Origin of the sequence: Corallococcus sp. Z5C101001 (assembly GCF_007352635.1) — a bacterium.
GTDB classification, from domain to species: Bacteria; Myxococcota; Myxococcia; order Myxococcales; family Myxococcaceae; genus Corallococcus; species Corallococcus silvisoli.
In genome coordinates this window covers 950180-964529 of the sequence record NZ_VKLU01000005.1, presented here as the reverse complement: position 1 = coordinate 964529, position 14350 = coordinate 950180, and the positions used below count along the sequence as shown (strand labels likewise).

Below are 14350 nucleotides of genomic sequence, written 5' to 3'. Positions count from 1 at the left end.
GGATGCGCGATCCACGGCGTGCGTCCCGAGCCTCAGCCGTCGTCGCCGGAGTCCGGCTGACCGAACAGCTCACGCACGGGCTCATCCGCCTGGATGTGCTCGGCCACCACGCGGCGCATCTTCTCCGCCGTCATCCCCGAGTAGTACACCTCTCCGGGCCACCCCATGAGCTGGTAGTCCTCCGGGGACAGCGGGTCCCGCTTGCGGCCCGTGTCCTCGCGCACCACCACGTTGGGCCCCATGTGGCAGAAGCCGTAGCAGCCGCCCCGGTACAGCTCACAGCGCGCCTGGAGCCCGGCCTCCGCCAGCGCCTCGCGCGCCGCCACGTGCACCGCGTCCGAGCCGCCCGCGCGGCAACTGGAGCCCTTGCACACCGACATCCGGTAGCGCTTCACCGGAAGCCCCCGCGCGCGTGAGCGGCACCATGTGCATTGAAGAGCTGCAGCGTCACCACATGCCCCCTGAAAAGGCGGCGGCCCGCCCTTCCCTGGAAGCGGGGAGGAGGCGGGCCGGGATGCGTGCGAAGGGGGCGGCGGAACCAGGCCCGCCCCCATGATGCGTGAACGGACTACTTGAGGAACTTCGTCACCTGGATGGGACCCTGCTGCGTCACCACCGTCTGCCCGGCGCCCACCTTCGCGTGGCCGTGGCCCGCGGGCAGCTGCGCGTGCTTGCCAGGGTCCGCGTGTCCCTCGCCGATGCGCGTGTGCGCTTCCTTGTGGACGTGGTGCGGCTCCTCGGAGCTGTCGCGCTTGTTCCAGGGGTCGGACGGGTGCGACACCGCCGGCCCCTTGAGCAGCTTGGGGATGTCGTAGACGAAGTTCTGCCGGTTGTACTCGGACGGCGTGTGCATGTACGTGTCCATGCGGATGGCGTCCTTGGGGCACGCCTCCACGCACAGGCCGCACACGATGCAGCGCAGCTCGTCGATGACGAACTGGGTGGGGTACTTCTCGATGACCGCGGACTCCGAATCCGCGTCCGCCGTCTCGTACTCACCCGCCTCGATGTAGATGCACTGCGCCGGGCAGATGGTCGCGCACATGTAGCAGGCCACGCAGCGCGGCTTGCCGTCCTCGCGCGGCACCAGCCGGTGCAGACCCCGGTAGCCCTCCGGATAGATGGGCTTCTCTTCCGGGTACTCCACCGTCGTCATCAGGTTCATGCCCGTGCGATCCACCACCTGGGGGTTGGGGTCGCGCGTGCCGAACATGTTGCGGAAGAAGTGCTTGGTCGTGATGGCCAGACCGCGCAGCAGCTCCGGGATGTACATCCGCTCGCGGAGGTCCGTGCGCGGATCCTGGGAAGCATTGAACGCCATGGTGTCTTGTCTCGCTTCCGGCGAAGGGCTTGGGCCGGACAGGCCGCGCTAGTGCGCGCCCGCCGGGGAATGGGAGTGGGGATCCGCGTGCGCCGGCAGGCCGTGCGCGTCGTGTCCGTGCGCGTCGTGCCCATGGCCGTTCGCCGTGTCGTGCGCGTCCTCCGCCTTCGCGCCCGACGTCAGCGTCAGCGCCAGCACGAAGCCGATCTCCAGGAGGCCCACCACGCCCAGCGCCCGCAGGGACGGATCCCACAGCACCAGCGCGCCGCTGATGAACACGTTGGCCAGGCCCACGGGCAGGAGGATCTTCCAGCCCAGGTTCTGGATCTGATCGTAACGGAAGCGCGGGAAGGTCCAGCGGATGACCAGCTGCACCCAGATGAGCAGGATGACCTTGATCCAGAACACCGTGCCCAGGAGCGTGCCGTACACCCAGCCGTGCTCCTGCATGAACGGCTGCGCCGCCAGCCACTCGCCGCCGAAGGGCAGGTGGTGCCCGCCGAAGAAGAGCGACGTCGTCACGCCGGCCAGCACCACGACCTCCACGAACTCGGAGATCATGAACATGCCGAACTTCATGCCGGAGTACTCCACGAAGTAACCGATGATCTCCGACTCGCCTTCCGGCGCGTCGAACGGGGCGCGCTTGGTCTCCGCGAAGGACGCCACGAAGAAGCCGATGAAGCCCAGCGGCTGGATGAAGATGCCCCACGCCGGCAGGCCCAGGTCGAAGCCGCCGTCGGTGCGCCACAGGTACTTCGCCTGGCCGGTGCCGGACACGAGCGCGTTGCCCACGTCACCCACCAGCGTGGGCAGCTGCACGGAGGAGAACGCCAGGAACAGGCCCACGAGCGACAGGCCCAGCGCCACCTCGTAGGAGATCATCTGCGCGGAGGCGCGCACGCCGCCCAGCAGCGCGAACTTGTTGTTGGAGGACCAGCCCGCCAGCGACGTGCCGTACACGGCGAGCGACGCGATGGCGAGCAGGTACAGCATGCCGAAGTCCGGCGTGGCGACGACCATGTCCACCGTCTTGCCGAACACCGACACCGTCGGCCCGGCCGGCACCACCGCGAACAGCGCGAACACCGGCGCGAACGCGAGGATGGGGCCCAGGTTGAACAGGAAGCGGTTGGCGGTGCCGGGGACGAAGTCCTCCTTGGTCAGCATCTTCAGCACGTCGGTGATGATGTGCGGGATGCCGCCCAGGGAGCGGTTGGACAGGCCGGGGATGGCCAGGCGCGCGCGGTTGGGGCCCACGCGGTCCTGCATGAACGCGCTCCACTTGCGCTCGGCGAGCGTGAGCAGCGTCGCGGTGATCATCACGAAGACGAGCATCAGGAAGATGATGTTCGTCAGGCGGCTGGCCCCCTCGAAGAGGTACTCCTCCGCGAGGTAGCCCACCAGATACGCCGAGGCCACTCCGCCGGCGACGGCGAAGATGATGAAGGCCATGGCGAACAGCATGGTCAGGATGCGGTTCATGGTCAGATGCCCCTCACGCGCGGCGCGCCGAACTCGCGGTAGCCCGGCGGACGGCCGTCGGCACTCGACGGCAGCGGATTGATGCCCGGCTTCTCCCGGTCCGGCGGAGAGGCCTTGTCCCAGTTGAACGCGGCGAACTCGGAGACCTGGCCCGAGAGCGCCCGCCACACGTCGCGCGCGGAGGCGTGAGTGGCGTCGCCGCCCAATTCGCGCGTCAGCTCCGTGGCCCACTTCCAGTGCGGCGCCGCGTCACCCTTGGGCGGGTACGCCTTGCGGAAGCGCTGGGTGATGCCGTCCTGCTGGGTGAAGGTGCCCTCGTCCTCGATGTGCGCGGCGGCCGGCAGCAGCACCGTGGCCTGCGCCGTGACGGGGGAGTCGTTCTGCGCCTGGGCGACGAACACCTCCAGCTTCGCGACGACCTCCGCGAAGGCGGCCGCGTCCGTCGGGACCTCGGTGCCCACCGCGTAGAGCGCCTTCACCTGGCCCGCGTTGATGGCGGGGGTGAGCTCGTCGAAGGTGCGCAGCGTCAGCCCCAGGCCCTTGGCGATGAGCGCCAGGCCCTGGCGGTTGGGGTTCTTGTCCGCCGTCATCAGGTAGTGGTCGGCCTTGCCCTGCGCCCGGCCGCCCACGAACACCGCCGTCGCGCCCAGCACCGTCTTGGCGAACGTCAGGCCCGCGAGCAGGTCCTCGTTGGAGGCGAGCGGCGAGGCCAGGACGGCCAGCTGCTTGGAGCCCGCCAGCGGCTTGAGCGCCTTGGCCGCGCCCACCGCCGCGTCCTTGCGCGTGAGCACCGGCTGCACCGTGCCGGGGGCCTGCAGGCCGCGGCCCACCCGGGCGGCGAGCACGCGTCCCGTGTTCAGGTCCTTGTACGACAGGCGGCCCTGGTCGCACATCCAGCTCTTGTTGATGGCCTCGTTCTCGCGCGGGCGGTAGCGGTAGGTGTCCTGGGACATCCAGTCCGCGGAGATGTTGCAGCCGCGCGAGCAGCCCGTGCAGACGGACGGCGTGGCGGACAGGAACCAGGAGCGCGCCTTGAAGCGGAAGTCGCGGCTGAGCAGCGCGCCCACCGGGCACACGTCCACGGTGTTGAGCGAGTAGTTGCTGTCCAGCTCGTTGCCCGGGAACACGTCGATGCGCTCGTGGCTCCCGCGGCCGAAGACGCCCAGCTGCGGCTCCTTCGGGATCTCGTTCATGAAGCGGACGCAGCGCGTGCAGATGATGCAGCGCTCCTGGTCCAGCACCACGCGGGGCCCCAGCACCTTGCGCTTGTGCTTGAGGGCCTTGGTGCCCTCCAGCCGGGACGGCCGGTAGTCGTACTTCATGTAGTAGTCCTGCAGCTTGCACTCACCGGCCTGGTCGCAGATGGAGCAGTCGACCGGGTGGTTGAGCAGCAGGAACTCCATCACCGCGCGCTGCTGCTCCTTGACCTTGGGGGTCGTGGTCTTGATGACCTGACCCTCGGCCATGGGCGTCTGGCAGGCGGGGACGAGCTTGGGCGCGTTGGACGCCTCGATGAGGCAGATGCGGCAGTTGGCCGCGATGGAGAGGCGCGGGTGGTAGCAGTAGTAGGGGATCTCCGAGCCGACCGTCTTGGCCGCCTCGATCATGTTCGTCCCCGGCTTCACCACGACTTCCCGGCCGTCGATGACCGCCGTCACGAAGCCCGGGTTCTTGGGCTGCGGCTTGGGCGGAGGGCCGCCGGCCGGCGCCGCGGGCTTCGGCGGAGGCGTGCCGGTGGGGCCGCTGGCGGCCGCGGGCGGGGTGTCCAGCTTCGCGCCGGCGGGCGGGTTGGACGGCTCCGCGCCGACCTTGGCCGCGGGCGAGTCGGTGGGGGCGCCCTTGGGGGGCGTCTGCGCGTCACCGGTGGGCTTCTTCGTGTCGTTGTCGCTCACTGCTCGACCTCGCCGCCGATCATGTTGATGGTGTCAAAGGTGGGAACGAGGTCCGCCAGCATCTTGCCCTGGATGATGTGGGGCAGGGCCGCCAGCACCGGGAAGCCCGGGGCGCGCACGTGGACCTTGTACGGACGGCCGCGGCCGTCGCTCACCAGGTACCAGCCCAGCTCGCCGTTGGACGCCTCCGTGGCGTCATAGACCTCACCGGGGGGCACCTGGATGCCCTCCATCACCAACTTGAAGTGCGCCATCACGCCTTCGATGGTGCCGTACACCTCCGGCTTGGGCGGCAGCGCGATGCGCCAGTCGTCCACGATGATGGGGCCCGCGGGGATGGTGGCCAGGGCCTGGCGCAGGATGCGGATGGACTGGCGCATCTCCTCCAGGCGCACGAGGTAGCGGTCGTAGTTGTCGCCGTGCTGGCCCACCACGACCTCGAAGTCGAAGCGCTCGTAGACCCAGTACGGGTGCGCCTTGCGCAGGTCGTGGTCCACGCCGCACGCGCGCAGCGCGGGGCCCGTCCAGCCGTAGTCGATGGCGTCCTGGGCGCTGATGATGCCGGTGCCCTTGGTGCGGTCCACGAAGATGCGGTTGCGCGTGAGCAGCCCGTCCATCTCCTGGAGCAGCTCCTCCGTGCGGTCCAGCGTCTTGAGCACCTTCTCCGACCAGCCCTCCGGCAGGTCGCGGTTGATGCCACCCACGCGGCCGAAGCTGGTGGTGAGGCGCGCGCCGGTCAGCTCCGTCACGCGGTCCTGGATGAGCTCGCGGGCCTCCATGCCGTAGAGGAACGGCGCGAAGCCGCCCATCTCCAGGCCGGTGGCGCCCACGCACGTCAGGTGGTCGGTGAGCCGGTGCAGCTCGCTGCCGATGACGCGGATGTACTGGGCGCGCTCCGGGATCTCCAGGCCGATGAGCTTCTCCACGGCGTTGAGGAACCCGAAGTTGTTCATCATCGCGGACAGGTAGTTGAGCCGGTCCGTGTACGGCAGGCACTGCGTCCAGGTGACGTTCTCGCAGCTCTTCTGGAAGCCGCGGTGGAGGAAGCCGATCTCCGGATCGATCTTGACGATGGTCTCACCCTCGAGCTCCACCCTCAGCCGCACGGTGCCGTGCGTGGCCGGGTGGGAGGGGCCCATGTTGATGACCATGTGCTTCGACTGGAGATGCGATTCGAGCTCCGACTCCTCGTGGGCGAACCCATCCGTGTCGGGGTTGTGCGGCTTCGTCGCGTCGATGTTGTGGCTGTCGGCCATGGGGAGGTCTCGTCAGGCGACGCCGCTGGTGCCGGGGCCGCGGAAGATGTCCTTGATGGGGCGCTCGGGGATCAGCGGCTGACGGTCGCGCAGCGCGTAGTCCTTGCGCAGGGGGTGGCCCTGGAACTCGTCGTACAGGAGGATGCGGCGCAGGTCCGGGTGGTCCGTGAAGCGGATGCCGTAGAAGTCGAACGCCAGGCGCTCCCACCAGTTCGCGCCCCGGTACAGGGCGGAGAGGGAGGGGACCTCCGGACGGGTCTCCGTGACGCGCACCTTCAGGCGGACGTGCTCCTTCCGCTTGAGCGAGTAGAGGAAGTAGACGATCTCGAACCGCGGATCGCTCTCCGCCAGGTGCAGCCGGTCCACGGCGTCCGCGGAGCCGAACAGCTTGAAGTCCAGCTCGGGGTCCATCTTCAGGAAGGTGGCGACCTTCGGCAGCCACTCCGCATGGATGACGGCCCAGGCTCCGCCAGCGCGGTCGACATAGCGCTCCGCGACCGCCTCGGGAAACTGGGCGGCGACCCGGTCCAACGCGAAAATGCTCAAGGGGGGCCTCGATCTACGACAGAGGAAACCGCGGCTTTATAAGGACCGTTCGCGTGAGGCGTCAACGTAAACCCTCAACCGTGTAGGCCACTTAGGTGGTCCAGTAGCCCGCGTCGCGGCCCACCCCCTGCCCGCCTGTCGCGGGTAGGCGGAAAGCTCAGGCCGCCGCGTCCGAGCCCCGCGCCGGGGCGTCCTCTTCAGGCAGGGGGATGAAGGTCACCACCGGCTGGCTCTTGCCGGGCACGAGCGCGATGGGGGCGGGGGCCCAGCGGAAGGCGGCACCCGCCCGCTCGCGGGTCGCCTGGGAGACGAGCACGGGCACCTCGAAGCCCTTGGTCAGCCGCTCGATGCGGTTGGCCAGGTTCACCGTGTCGCCGATGGCGGTGTACTCCAGGCGCCGGAAGGGCGAGCCGATGTTGCCCAGCACCACCGGGCCCGAGTGCACGCCCACGCCCATGCGCAGGCCGAACTCGCCCCGGGCGGCGCGCTCCGCGTTGACCGCCTCCAACTCGCGCACCATCTCCAGCGCGCACCGGGTGGCGCTCCGCGCATGGTGGGCGTCCGGCAGCGGGGCGCCGAAGTACACCATCAGTGCGTCCCCGATGAACTTGTCGAGCGTTCCGCCGTGGCGGAACACCACCTCCACCATGCGGCCGTAGTACTCGTTGAGGATCGTGACCACCTGCTCGGGCGGCAGCCGTTCGCTCAAGGAGGTGAAGTCGCGCACGTCCGCGAACAGCACGGAGACCTCCCTCAGCTCCGGGGCGGGGGAGTCCTTGTCCTGGAGGCGCTCGGCCACGGCGGGGGAGAAGTAGCGGCCCAGGCGCGCGCGCTGGAGCTCCTCGTGGGTGACGGCGGCGGACAGCAGGCGGATGCGCTGGAGGAGCCGGGACGCGCCCGCGGCCGTCATGGCCAGCATCACCGCGCCGGCCACCTGGGCCCCTCCCCCGATGGAGGCCTGCCGCTGGAGCTCCGTCTCCGCGAGGATGGCGACGGCGGTGACCAGCAGCGTGACGGGCCTTCGCAGGCTCAGCGCGGACAGGAGGACCAGGGCCGCGAAGATCCCCAGCGAGAAGCCGGCCACGCCGCCCGGGGACGGGGACACCGGCAGCGCCAGGTGTTGCAGCCAGTAGACGGCCGGCACGTCCACGAACGCGACGGACAGCGACGCCCAGCTGGCGACGCGCGCGGACGCCGCCACCGCCACGGCGACGCAGGTGGTGCAGACGAGGTACAGCGCGAACGGCCCCAGGTAGACGTCCCAGTCGCGCAGGCCCCGCCCGCGCCCCAGGTACACCGCCATGGTGAACAGCACGGCCACCGCCCCCAGTCGCACCCACGCCAGGTGCCGGCCGTTGGATTGGCGCTCCACGTCGAGTGCGCGGCGCACGGACTCCTGGAGGGTGTCGCTGGGCGTGGCCCTGGAAGTCATGAGGGTCCCCGGACCGAGGGAAGCGTCGGTCTGGAACAGTCCGGTCGCCATCTTGCATCGGAGGTGCTCGCCACGCACGTCCCGGACTCCCCTGAAGCCCGGTGAGAGACAGAGTTGGCACGGAAATGCCCGGACGCGGTAGACGGTGGAGGCATGTCCGTGCGGTCCGTCGCTTCCTTCCTCCGCGCCGGTGCGGGGCGCCTGGCGCTGGGCGCCCTGCTGGGGCTGCTGCTCTTCGCGGCCGAGACGGCCTGGCTGCTCAAGGCGGGCGTGGTGGGCGTGGACATCCCCCTGGACGGCCCCTATGCGGCGCTGGCGGCGGCGGTGCGGCCGTTGCTGCCGGGCGTCGTCCTGCGCGTGGCCACGGTCTATGTCGTCGCGGGCGCGCTGCTGGGGCTGGGGGCCGCGGTGCTGGCCCGGGCCTGGACGCGGCGGGGCGGGTGGGGGACGGCGGGGCTGGTGCTCCTTCACTGGGCGGTGCTGCTGGGGTTCTGGGCGTGGGACCGGGCCCTGGCGCGGCCCGCGCTCTTCGACGACCTGCCGGTGGCGCGCCCGGTGCTCGCGTGGCTGGTGGATCACGGCGAGCCCTGGCAGGCGCGGGCCGCAGCCGGAGCCTGGGTGGCGGCGCACCTGATGGTGCTGGGCGCGCGGGCGCTGCGCTGGCTTGCTTCCTCCAGGGCGCCGGTCGCCGCTCGCGCCGAGCGCTTCTGCTGGGCCGTGGTGACGGTGGGCGTCGTGGTCGTCGCGGTGGGGCTGACGGTGCGCTCTCCGGCGGAGACCCTCCGGCGGCCGTTGGTGGTGCTCATCGGCATCGACGCGTTCCGGCCGGACCGGCTGGGCGCGACGGGGCGCGGGGTGGCGCCCCATGTGGACCGCTTCCTCCAGGACGCCACGCTCTTCACGCGGGCCTACACGCCGGTGGCGCAGACGGAGCCCGCCTGGCGCTCGCTGCTGACCGCGCGCTGGCCGTACCGCACGGGCGTGCGCTACCCGCTCACGTCCGACGCGCGGCTCGTGCTGGCGCCCACCTTCGCGCAGCGCTTCGCGGAGGCCGGGTGGCGCACGGTGTTCGCCACCGACTGCTCTCGCTTCCACTTCGAGGGGCCGGCCTCCGGCTTCGCCACGCGCTGGCAGCCGCCTCGCGGGGCGCTCAACTTCGCGCTGGAGAAGCTGCGCTACCGGGCGCTGGGGCTCTTCGCGGACAACGCGCTGGGCGCCGCGTGGGTGCCCGAGTTCATCGACAACCGGGCGCTGGCCGGCATCCATGATCCCCTGGGGTACGCCAAGCGGCTGGCGGGCGGGCTGGTGGCGGAGGCCGGAGCGGGCCCGCTGCTCTTCGCCTTCCACGCCACGGCGGCGCACTTCCCGGGCGACCCGGTGTACCCGTTCTACCGCCGCTTCGTGTCCGCGTCCGAGCCGCTGGAGCGCCGGCTGCGCATGCACTTCGCGCCGGTGACGCCGGGGGCGAAGGGCTCCTGGAACCGCGAGGGCGCGGAGGGGCTCTACGACGAGCTGCTCGCGCAGGCGGACGCGCAGGTGGGGACGCTGCTGGACGCGCTGCGGGAGTCCGGGCGCTACGACGACGCGCTCATCGTGTTGATGTCCGACCACGGCGAGAGCTTCCACGCGGACCGGCCGGACCTGGCGGGCGCCACGTCCGTGCACGGGGCGCGGCTGGGCGAGGAGGAGAACCGCATCCTGCTCGCGGTGAAGCCGCCCGTGGGGCGGGGGCCGGTTCCCGCGGAGGTGGAGGCGCTGGCGCGGCTGGTGGACGTGGGGCCCACGCTGCTGGAGCTGTCGGGCCTGCCCATGTTGCCGGAGATGGACGGGGTGTCGCTCGCGCCGCTGCTGCGCGGGGAGGCGCGGCCGCTCACGCCCCTGTACGCGGAGACGGGCTACACGCACGTGAGCCCGGAGGTCTTCGACCCTGGCCACTGGCCCGGCGCGCCGCGCACCTTCGACGCGTACCGCCTGCGCCCGGACGGCGTGGTGGAGATGGGCGATGACGCGGACGCGGCGGTGCTGAGGGAGAAGGACACCGGCGCCTTCGATGGGCAGCGCTGGGTGGTGGACCGGCCGCAGGCGGACGGCAGCGTGCGGCGGACCTGCTCGGGGGAGTGTGCGGGGGCTGACGCGCGAGCGCTGGCGGACTGGCTGGATGACGCACGGGAGCGCGCGCCGGAGCCCGCTTCACGTAGAGTCGCCGGCCATGTCGACGACCGAAACCCCCGGCCTCCAGGAAACATACGCCCCCCACAACGCCTGCTTCGGATGTGGCCCGGCCAACCCGAAGGGACTGCGCATCCGCAGCCGCGTGGAGGGTGAGCTCGTCGTCGCGGACTGGACCCCGGAGGAGCACCACCAGGCGTTCCCCGGCGTGCTCAACGGCGGCATCATCGGCGCGCTGCTGGACTGCCACTGCAACTGGACCGCGGCCTACCACCTGATGAAGGCGCAGGGCGCGACCACCCCGCCGTGCACCGTCACCGCCGACTACACCATCGTCCTCAAGCGACCCACGCCCCTGGGCCCGCTGCACCTGTCCGCGAAGCCCGTGGACATCCAGGGCGACCGCGTCGTCGTGGAGGGCGTCCTCACCGCGAACGGCAAGGTGACGGCGACCTGCAAGGGCACCTTCGTGGCGGTGAAGGAAGGGCACCCCGCGTACCACCGCTGGTAGGCCCTGGAACGCCGCGGGCCCCGTCACCGGCCTCGAGAGAGGCGGCGCGGGGCCCGTTCGTGAGGCAGGCGGCGAAGGGACTACTTGCCGGCGGAGAGCATGCGGGCGTGGTGCTCCGCCGTCTCGTTGGGCTGGCCGGTGTCACGCAGCCGGTGCACCTGGTTGCCAATCTTGTCCTGCAGCAGCATCAGGCCGTCGAGCACCTGCTCGGGGCGCGGCGGGCAGCCGGGGATGTAGACGTCCACCGGGATGATGCGGTCGATGCCCTGGAGCACCGCGTAGTTGTCGTAGAAGCCGCCCGAGGACGCGCACACGCCGAAGGACACGACCCACTTGGGCTCGGTCATCTGCTCGTAGACGCGCTTGAGGATGGGGGCCTGCTTCAGGTTGATGGTGCCCACCACCATCAGCAGGTCCGCCTGGCGCGGCGAGAAGCGCGGGAACTCCGCGCCGAAGCGCGAGATGTCGTGCCGGCTGGCGGCCACGGACATGTACTCCATGCCGCAGCACGCGGTGGCGTACGGGTAGGTGAAGAGCGAGTACTTGCGAGCCCAACCCAGGCCCTTGGACACCAGCTTCTGGAAGAAGCCCGTGGCCTCTTCCCGGCGGGTGGTCATGATCGGAGCGATGTCGGTGTCAGCCATGATGTCTCAGCTCTCCCAGTCCAGGGCGCCCTTCTTCCAGACGTAGATAAGGCCCACGACCAGGGTCGACGCGAAAACCAGCATCTCCACGTAGCCGAACCAGCCGAGTGCCTGGAAGTTCACCGCCCAGGGGTACAGGAACACCGCTTCCACGTCGAACACGATGAAGAGCAGCGCGATGACGTAGAACTTCACGGCGAAGCGCTGGCGAGCGGGACCGCTCGACTCAGAGCCTGCTTCGAAGGGGGCCGACTTGGTGCTGCTCGGGCGCTTGGGGCCCAGCCGGGTGGTGACCTGCGGAATGATCATCCCGAGGACGCCGGCCAGCAGGAGCACCACCGCCAGCGGCAGGTACGGTGCGAGGGGTGTAGTCATCGGGCGCGGAACCTAATGACACCGCTGGCGCCATGTCAAAGGGAAACGCCCCGGGCCTGGACTCGCCAACCCCTTGAGAAGACGGCCGAAAAGGGGAACCCATCCACCGCGCTCATCCCCCCCGGGCATCGCCGCCCGGACGCCTGCCGCTGCCCGGGGCCGAGGGCCGCCCGCCCCGGGGCCGGGGTCGTTTGACGCTGGGGGAGCCCACGCCTAGCGTCACCGGGTTGTTCGGATCATCGCCCGGGGAGTCACGGACATGTGGGGCCGGCTGACCTTGCGGATGCAGGTCGCGATCGCGGTGTTGCTGCCGTGCCTCGCGGTGGTGTTCTTCAGCGGGGTGTACTTCCCCGCCCGGCAGCGGGCCGCGGGCGTGGAGGTGCTGGCCGGGCGCGCCATGACGCTGGGGACGCTGGTGGCGCGCCACCCCTCGCTCGCGCTGCCGGACAGCGCTCCGGACGCCCGCGCGCGGCGCGATGAGGTCTTCTCCCAGGTGGACTCCGGCGGCTTCACGCTGCTGTTCCAGGAGCTGTCCCGCGCGGACGGGTCGGTGGTGGAGCTGCGGGGCCGCGTGCCGGCCGGGTTGACGCAGCCGCCCCTGCCGGAGCCGGGCACGTGCACCGTGGCGCGCCTGTCGGAGGCGGTGGTGGTGCGCTGCGAGAGCGGCGGCCACGTGTACCGGGCGGGCTTCGGCATCCATGAGGTGCGGGCCGCGCTGGCGGCGACGGAGGGCTATTCGCTGCTGGGCTACCTGGGCGCCGCGGTGCTGGGCCTGGGGCTGGCGGTGATCATCAGCCGCGCCATCGCGGACCCGGTCTCGCGCGTCACGCAGGTGGCGCGGGAGGTGGCCCGCGGCGACGTGTTCCGGGGCGAGCTGGACGTGTCCGCCGCCGGCGAGGTGCGGCAGATGGCCACGTCCTTCAACGAGATGCTGGGCACGCTGCGCGCCACGGTGATGGAGCTGGTGACGCGCACCGAACAGCTCTCCAGCGCGTCGCGCGGGCTGATGGGGGCCTCCGCGGATCAGGAGCACGTCATCAGCCAGCAGGCCGCGTACGCGCAGCAGATCGCCGCCACGTTCGAGGAGCTGAGCCGCACCGCGGAGCAGATCTCCTCCTCCACGGAGGTGGTGGAGTCCAGCGCGCGGCGCACCCACGACGCGGTGGCCGAGGCCATGGCGGTGGTGGCCCAGGTGGTGGGCGGCATCAACGACATCCGCACCGAATCCAAGGGCGTGGCGGACGCCATCGTCGGGCTGAACAAGGACCTGCAGCAGGTCTCGAAGATCGCCCAGGTCATCAACCAGGTGGCGGAGCGCAGCGACCTGCTGGCGCTCAACGCGGCGCTGGAGGGCACCAAGGCCGGCGACGTGGGCCGGGGCTTCTCGCTGGTGGCCGCGGAGATGCGCAAGCTGGCGGAGAACGTGTCCGCGTCCGCGCGCGACATCGCCCGCATCGTGGAGAAGGTGCAGGACTCCGGCGAGGAGGCCGCGTCCAAGGCGCGCGTGGGCATGGCCACCAGCGACCGGGGAGTGGAGGTGGCCGAGCAGGCGTCCGCCGTCTTCCTGCGCATCGTGGAGCTGGCGCGAGGCACCAGCGAGGCGGCGCGGCAGATCACCATCGCCACCCGGCAGCAGCGTCAGTCCAGCGAGCAGGCCGTGCAGGGCGCCCGCAACGTGGCGGACCTGGTGAAGCAGGGCGTGGACGCCACCGGCCGCACCACACGCATCGCGCAGGACCTCCAGGCCGTCGCTGAAGGCCTCACCGCCGTGACGAGCCGCTTCAAGGCCCAGCCGCGCCCCTGAAGGCGCCTGGGCGCTGCCTCATGCCGCGCTGGACGGCGCGCGGGCGCGCAGCTTCAGGAACAGCTCCGGGGGCATGGCCGCGACGCCCAGGCGGTGGTCCGGCGCCACGGCCTCGCCGTGGAAGTCGCTGCCGAAGGTGGGCACCAGGTCGAACTCGCTCGCGAGCGCCAGGTACTTCTGCCGCACGGCCGGGTTGTGGTCCGCGCTCAGGACCTCCAGGCCGGACAGCCCGGCCCGCGCCAGCGCTTGGATCTCCCCGCGCTCCATCTTCGAGGAGCCCGGGTGGGCGAGCGTCGCGGTGCCGCCCGCGGCGCGGATGAGCCGGATGGCCTCCGCGCCCTCCAGCTTGAAGCGCTCCACCCACGCGGCGCGGCCCGTGCCCAGGAAGCGGTCGAAGGCGGCCTTCATGTCCACGCACCAGCCCTGATCCACCAGGACCCGGGCCAGGTGGGGCCGTCCCAGCTGCGCGTCCCCGGCCACCCTTCGCACGTGCTCCATGCGCACCGGGAAGCCCAGCTCGCGCATGCGGGCCACCATCGCCTCCATGCGCCAGGTGCGCTCGTCGCGCAGCCGGTCCGCGAAGCGCGCGAGGTCGGGGTCCTCCGGGCGCAGGAAGTGGCCCAGGATGTGGGCCTCCTTGCCGTACACGAAGGCGGACAGTTCGATGCCGGGCACCAGCTCCACGCCGTGCGTCAGGGCGGCGGCCTTCGCCTCGGCCAGGCCCGCCACCGTGTCGTGGTCCGTCACCGCCAGCACCGTCACCCCCGCGGCGGCGGCGCGCGCCACCAGCGTCGCGGGCGGGTACTGGCCGTCACTGGCGGTGGTGTGCGAATGCAGGTCGATCACGGCTGAAGACCCTCCGGAGGGCGAGGCGGCGGGCACTCTTACGCCATGTCCCCGTGGGAAGGGACCCGA

The 14350-nt window shown here is 71.1% G+C and carries 13 protein-coding genes; 3 read left to right on the top strand and 10 right to left on the bottom strand.

Features of this window, described 5'->3' with window-relative positions; all coding sequences use genetic code 11:
• Positions 1-32: 32 nt before the first annotated feature.
• The 7 genes from FOF48_RS14320 to FOF48_RS14290 form a co-directional block, all read right to left on the bottom strand.
• The gene (locus FOF48_RS14320) at positions 33-395 is read right to left on the bottom strand and encodes a ferredoxin (protein WP_143901832.1); all 363 of its coding nucleotides are present in this window, start codon (positions 393-395) and stop codon (positions 33-35) included.
• 173 nt (positions 396-568) lie between these two features.
• Positions 569-1321: an NADH-quinone oxidoreductase subunit I gene (locus tag FOF48_RS14315; RefSeq protein ID WP_143901830.1), complete on the bottom strand. Its 753-nt coding sequence runs from the start codon at positions 1319-1321 to the stop codon at positions 569-571.
• Positions 1322-1369: 48 nt separating this feature from the next.
• Positions 1370-2806: a complex I subunit 1 family protein gene (locus tag FOF48_RS14310; protein WP_143901828.1), complete on the bottom strand. Its 1437-nt coding sequence runs from the start codon at positions 2804-2806 to the stop codon at positions 1370-1372.
• A 2-nt stretch (positions 2807-2808) separates the two neighbouring features.
• The gene (locus FOF48_RS14305; RefSeq protein ID WP_143901826.1) at positions 2809-4698 is read right to left on the bottom strand and encodes a 2Fe-2S iron-sulfur cluster-binding protein; all 1890 of its coding nucleotides are present in this window, start codon (positions 4696-4698) and stop codon (positions 2809-2811) included.
• Positions 4695-5954, bottom strand: a complete 1260-nt coding sequence (nuoD, locus tag FOF48_RS14300) for an NADH dehydrogenase (quinone) subunit D (RefSeq protein WP_143901824.1) — start codon at positions 5952-5954, stop codon at positions 4695-4697. Before nuoD ends, FOF48_RS14305 begins: the two co-directional genes overlap by 4 nt.
• Positions 5955-5966: 12 nt before the next feature.
• Complete coding sequence (locus FOF48_RS14295; RefSeq protein WP_143902189.1) at positions 5967-6485, bottom strand: NADH-quinone oxidoreductase subunit C; 519 nt, start codon at positions 6483-6485, stop codon at positions 5967-5969.
• Positions 6486-6657: 172 nt separating this feature from the next.
• Positions 6658-7932 carry an adenylate/guanylate cyclase domain-containing protein gene (locus FOF48_RS14290; protein ID WP_143901822.1) on the bottom strand — a complete coding sequence of 425 codons (1275 nt, stop codon included), beginning with the start codon at positions 7930-7932 and terminating at the stop codon, positions 6658-6660.
• 153 nt (positions 7933-8085) lie between these two features.
• Here FOF48_RS14290 and FOF48_RS14285 point away from each other — a divergent pair, with 153 nt between their 5' ends.
• Together FOF48_RS14285 and FOF48_RS14280 are read left to right on the top strand one after the other, a co-directional pair.
• Positions 8086-10257 (top strand): sulfatase-like hydrolase/transferase, encoded by a 2172-nt coding sequence (locus FOF48_RS14285; protein WP_143901820.1) that lies wholly within the window; start codon positions 8086-8088, stop codon positions 10255-10257.
• Positions 10247-10612 (top strand): PaaI family thioesterase, encoded by a 366-nt coding sequence (locus FOF48_RS14280; RefSeq protein ID WP_186001901.1) that lies wholly within the window; start codon positions 10247-10249, stop codon positions 10610-10612. The genes FOF48_RS14285 and FOF48_RS14280 overlap by 11 nt, the downstream gene beginning before the upstream one ends.
• An 80-nt stretch (positions 10613-10692) precedes the next feature.
• On the opposite strand, the gene FOF48_RS14275 is transcribed toward FOF48_RS14280, so the two are convergent.
• The gene (locus tag FOF48_RS14275; protein ID WP_143901816.1) at positions 10693-11256 is read right to left on the bottom strand and encodes an NADH-quinone oxidoreductase subunit B; all 564 of its coding nucleotides are present in this window, start codon (positions 11254-11256) and stop codon (positions 10693-10695) included.
• 6 nt (positions 11257-11262) lie between these two features.
• Entirely contained in the window at positions 11263-11631 is a 369-nt protein-coding gene (locus tag FOF48_RS14270; protein ID WP_143901814.1) for an NADH-quinone oxidoreductase subunit A, read from the bottom strand.
• Positions 11632-11890: 259 nt separating this feature from the next.
• Here FOF48_RS14270 and FOF48_RS14265 point away from each other — a divergent pair, with 259 nt between their 5' ends.
• Positions 11891-13435, top strand: a complete 1545-nt coding sequence (locus tag FOF48_RS14265; protein WP_143901812.1) for a methyl-accepting chemotaxis protein — start codon at positions 11891-11893, stop codon at positions 13433-13435.
• Between the two features lie 18 nt (positions 13436-13453).
• Here the strand turns inward: FOF48_RS14265 and FOF48_RS14260 are convergent, their stop codons facing one another.
• The gene (locus FOF48_RS14260) at positions 13454-14281 is read right to left on the bottom strand and encodes a PHP domain-containing protein (RefSeq protein ID WP_143901810.1); all 828 of its coding nucleotides are present in this window, start codon (positions 14279-14281) and stop codon (positions 13454-13456) included.
• Between the last annotated feature and the right edge of the window lie 69 nt (positions 14282-14350).

Coding starts and splice junctions, on each gene's coding strand:
- FOF48_RS14270 (WP_143901814.1), bottom strand. CDS start 11,631: ATGACTACACCCCTCGCACCGTACCTGCCGCTGGCGGTGGTGCTCCTG.
- FOF48_RS14290 (WP_143901822.1), bottom strand. CDS start 7,932: ATGACTTCCAGGGCCACGCCCAGCGACACCCTCCAGGAGTCCGTGCGC.
- FOF48_RS14315 (WP_143901830.1), bottom strand. CDS start 1,321: ATGGCGTTCAATGCTTCCCAGGATCCGCGCACGGACCTCCGCGAGCGG.
- FOF48_RS14310 (WP_143901828.1), bottom strand. CDS start 2,806: ATGAACCGCATCCTGACCATGCTGTTCGCCATGGCCTTCATCATCTTC.
- nuoD (WP_143901824.1), bottom strand. CDS start 5,954: ATGGCCGACAGCCACAACATCGACGCGACGAAGCCGCACAACCCCGAC.
- FOF48_RS14285 (WP_143901820.1), top strand. CDS start 8,086: ATGTCCGTGCGGTCCGTCGCTTCCTTCCTCCGCGCCGGTGCGGGGCGC.
- FOF48_RS14275 (WP_143901816.1), bottom strand. CDS start 11,256: ATGGCTGACACCGACATCGCTCCGATCATGACCACCCGCCGGGAAGAG.
- FOF48_RS14265 (WP_143901812.1), top strand. CDS start 11,891: ATGTGGGGCCGGCTGACCTTGCGGATGCAGGTCGCGATCGCGGTGTTG.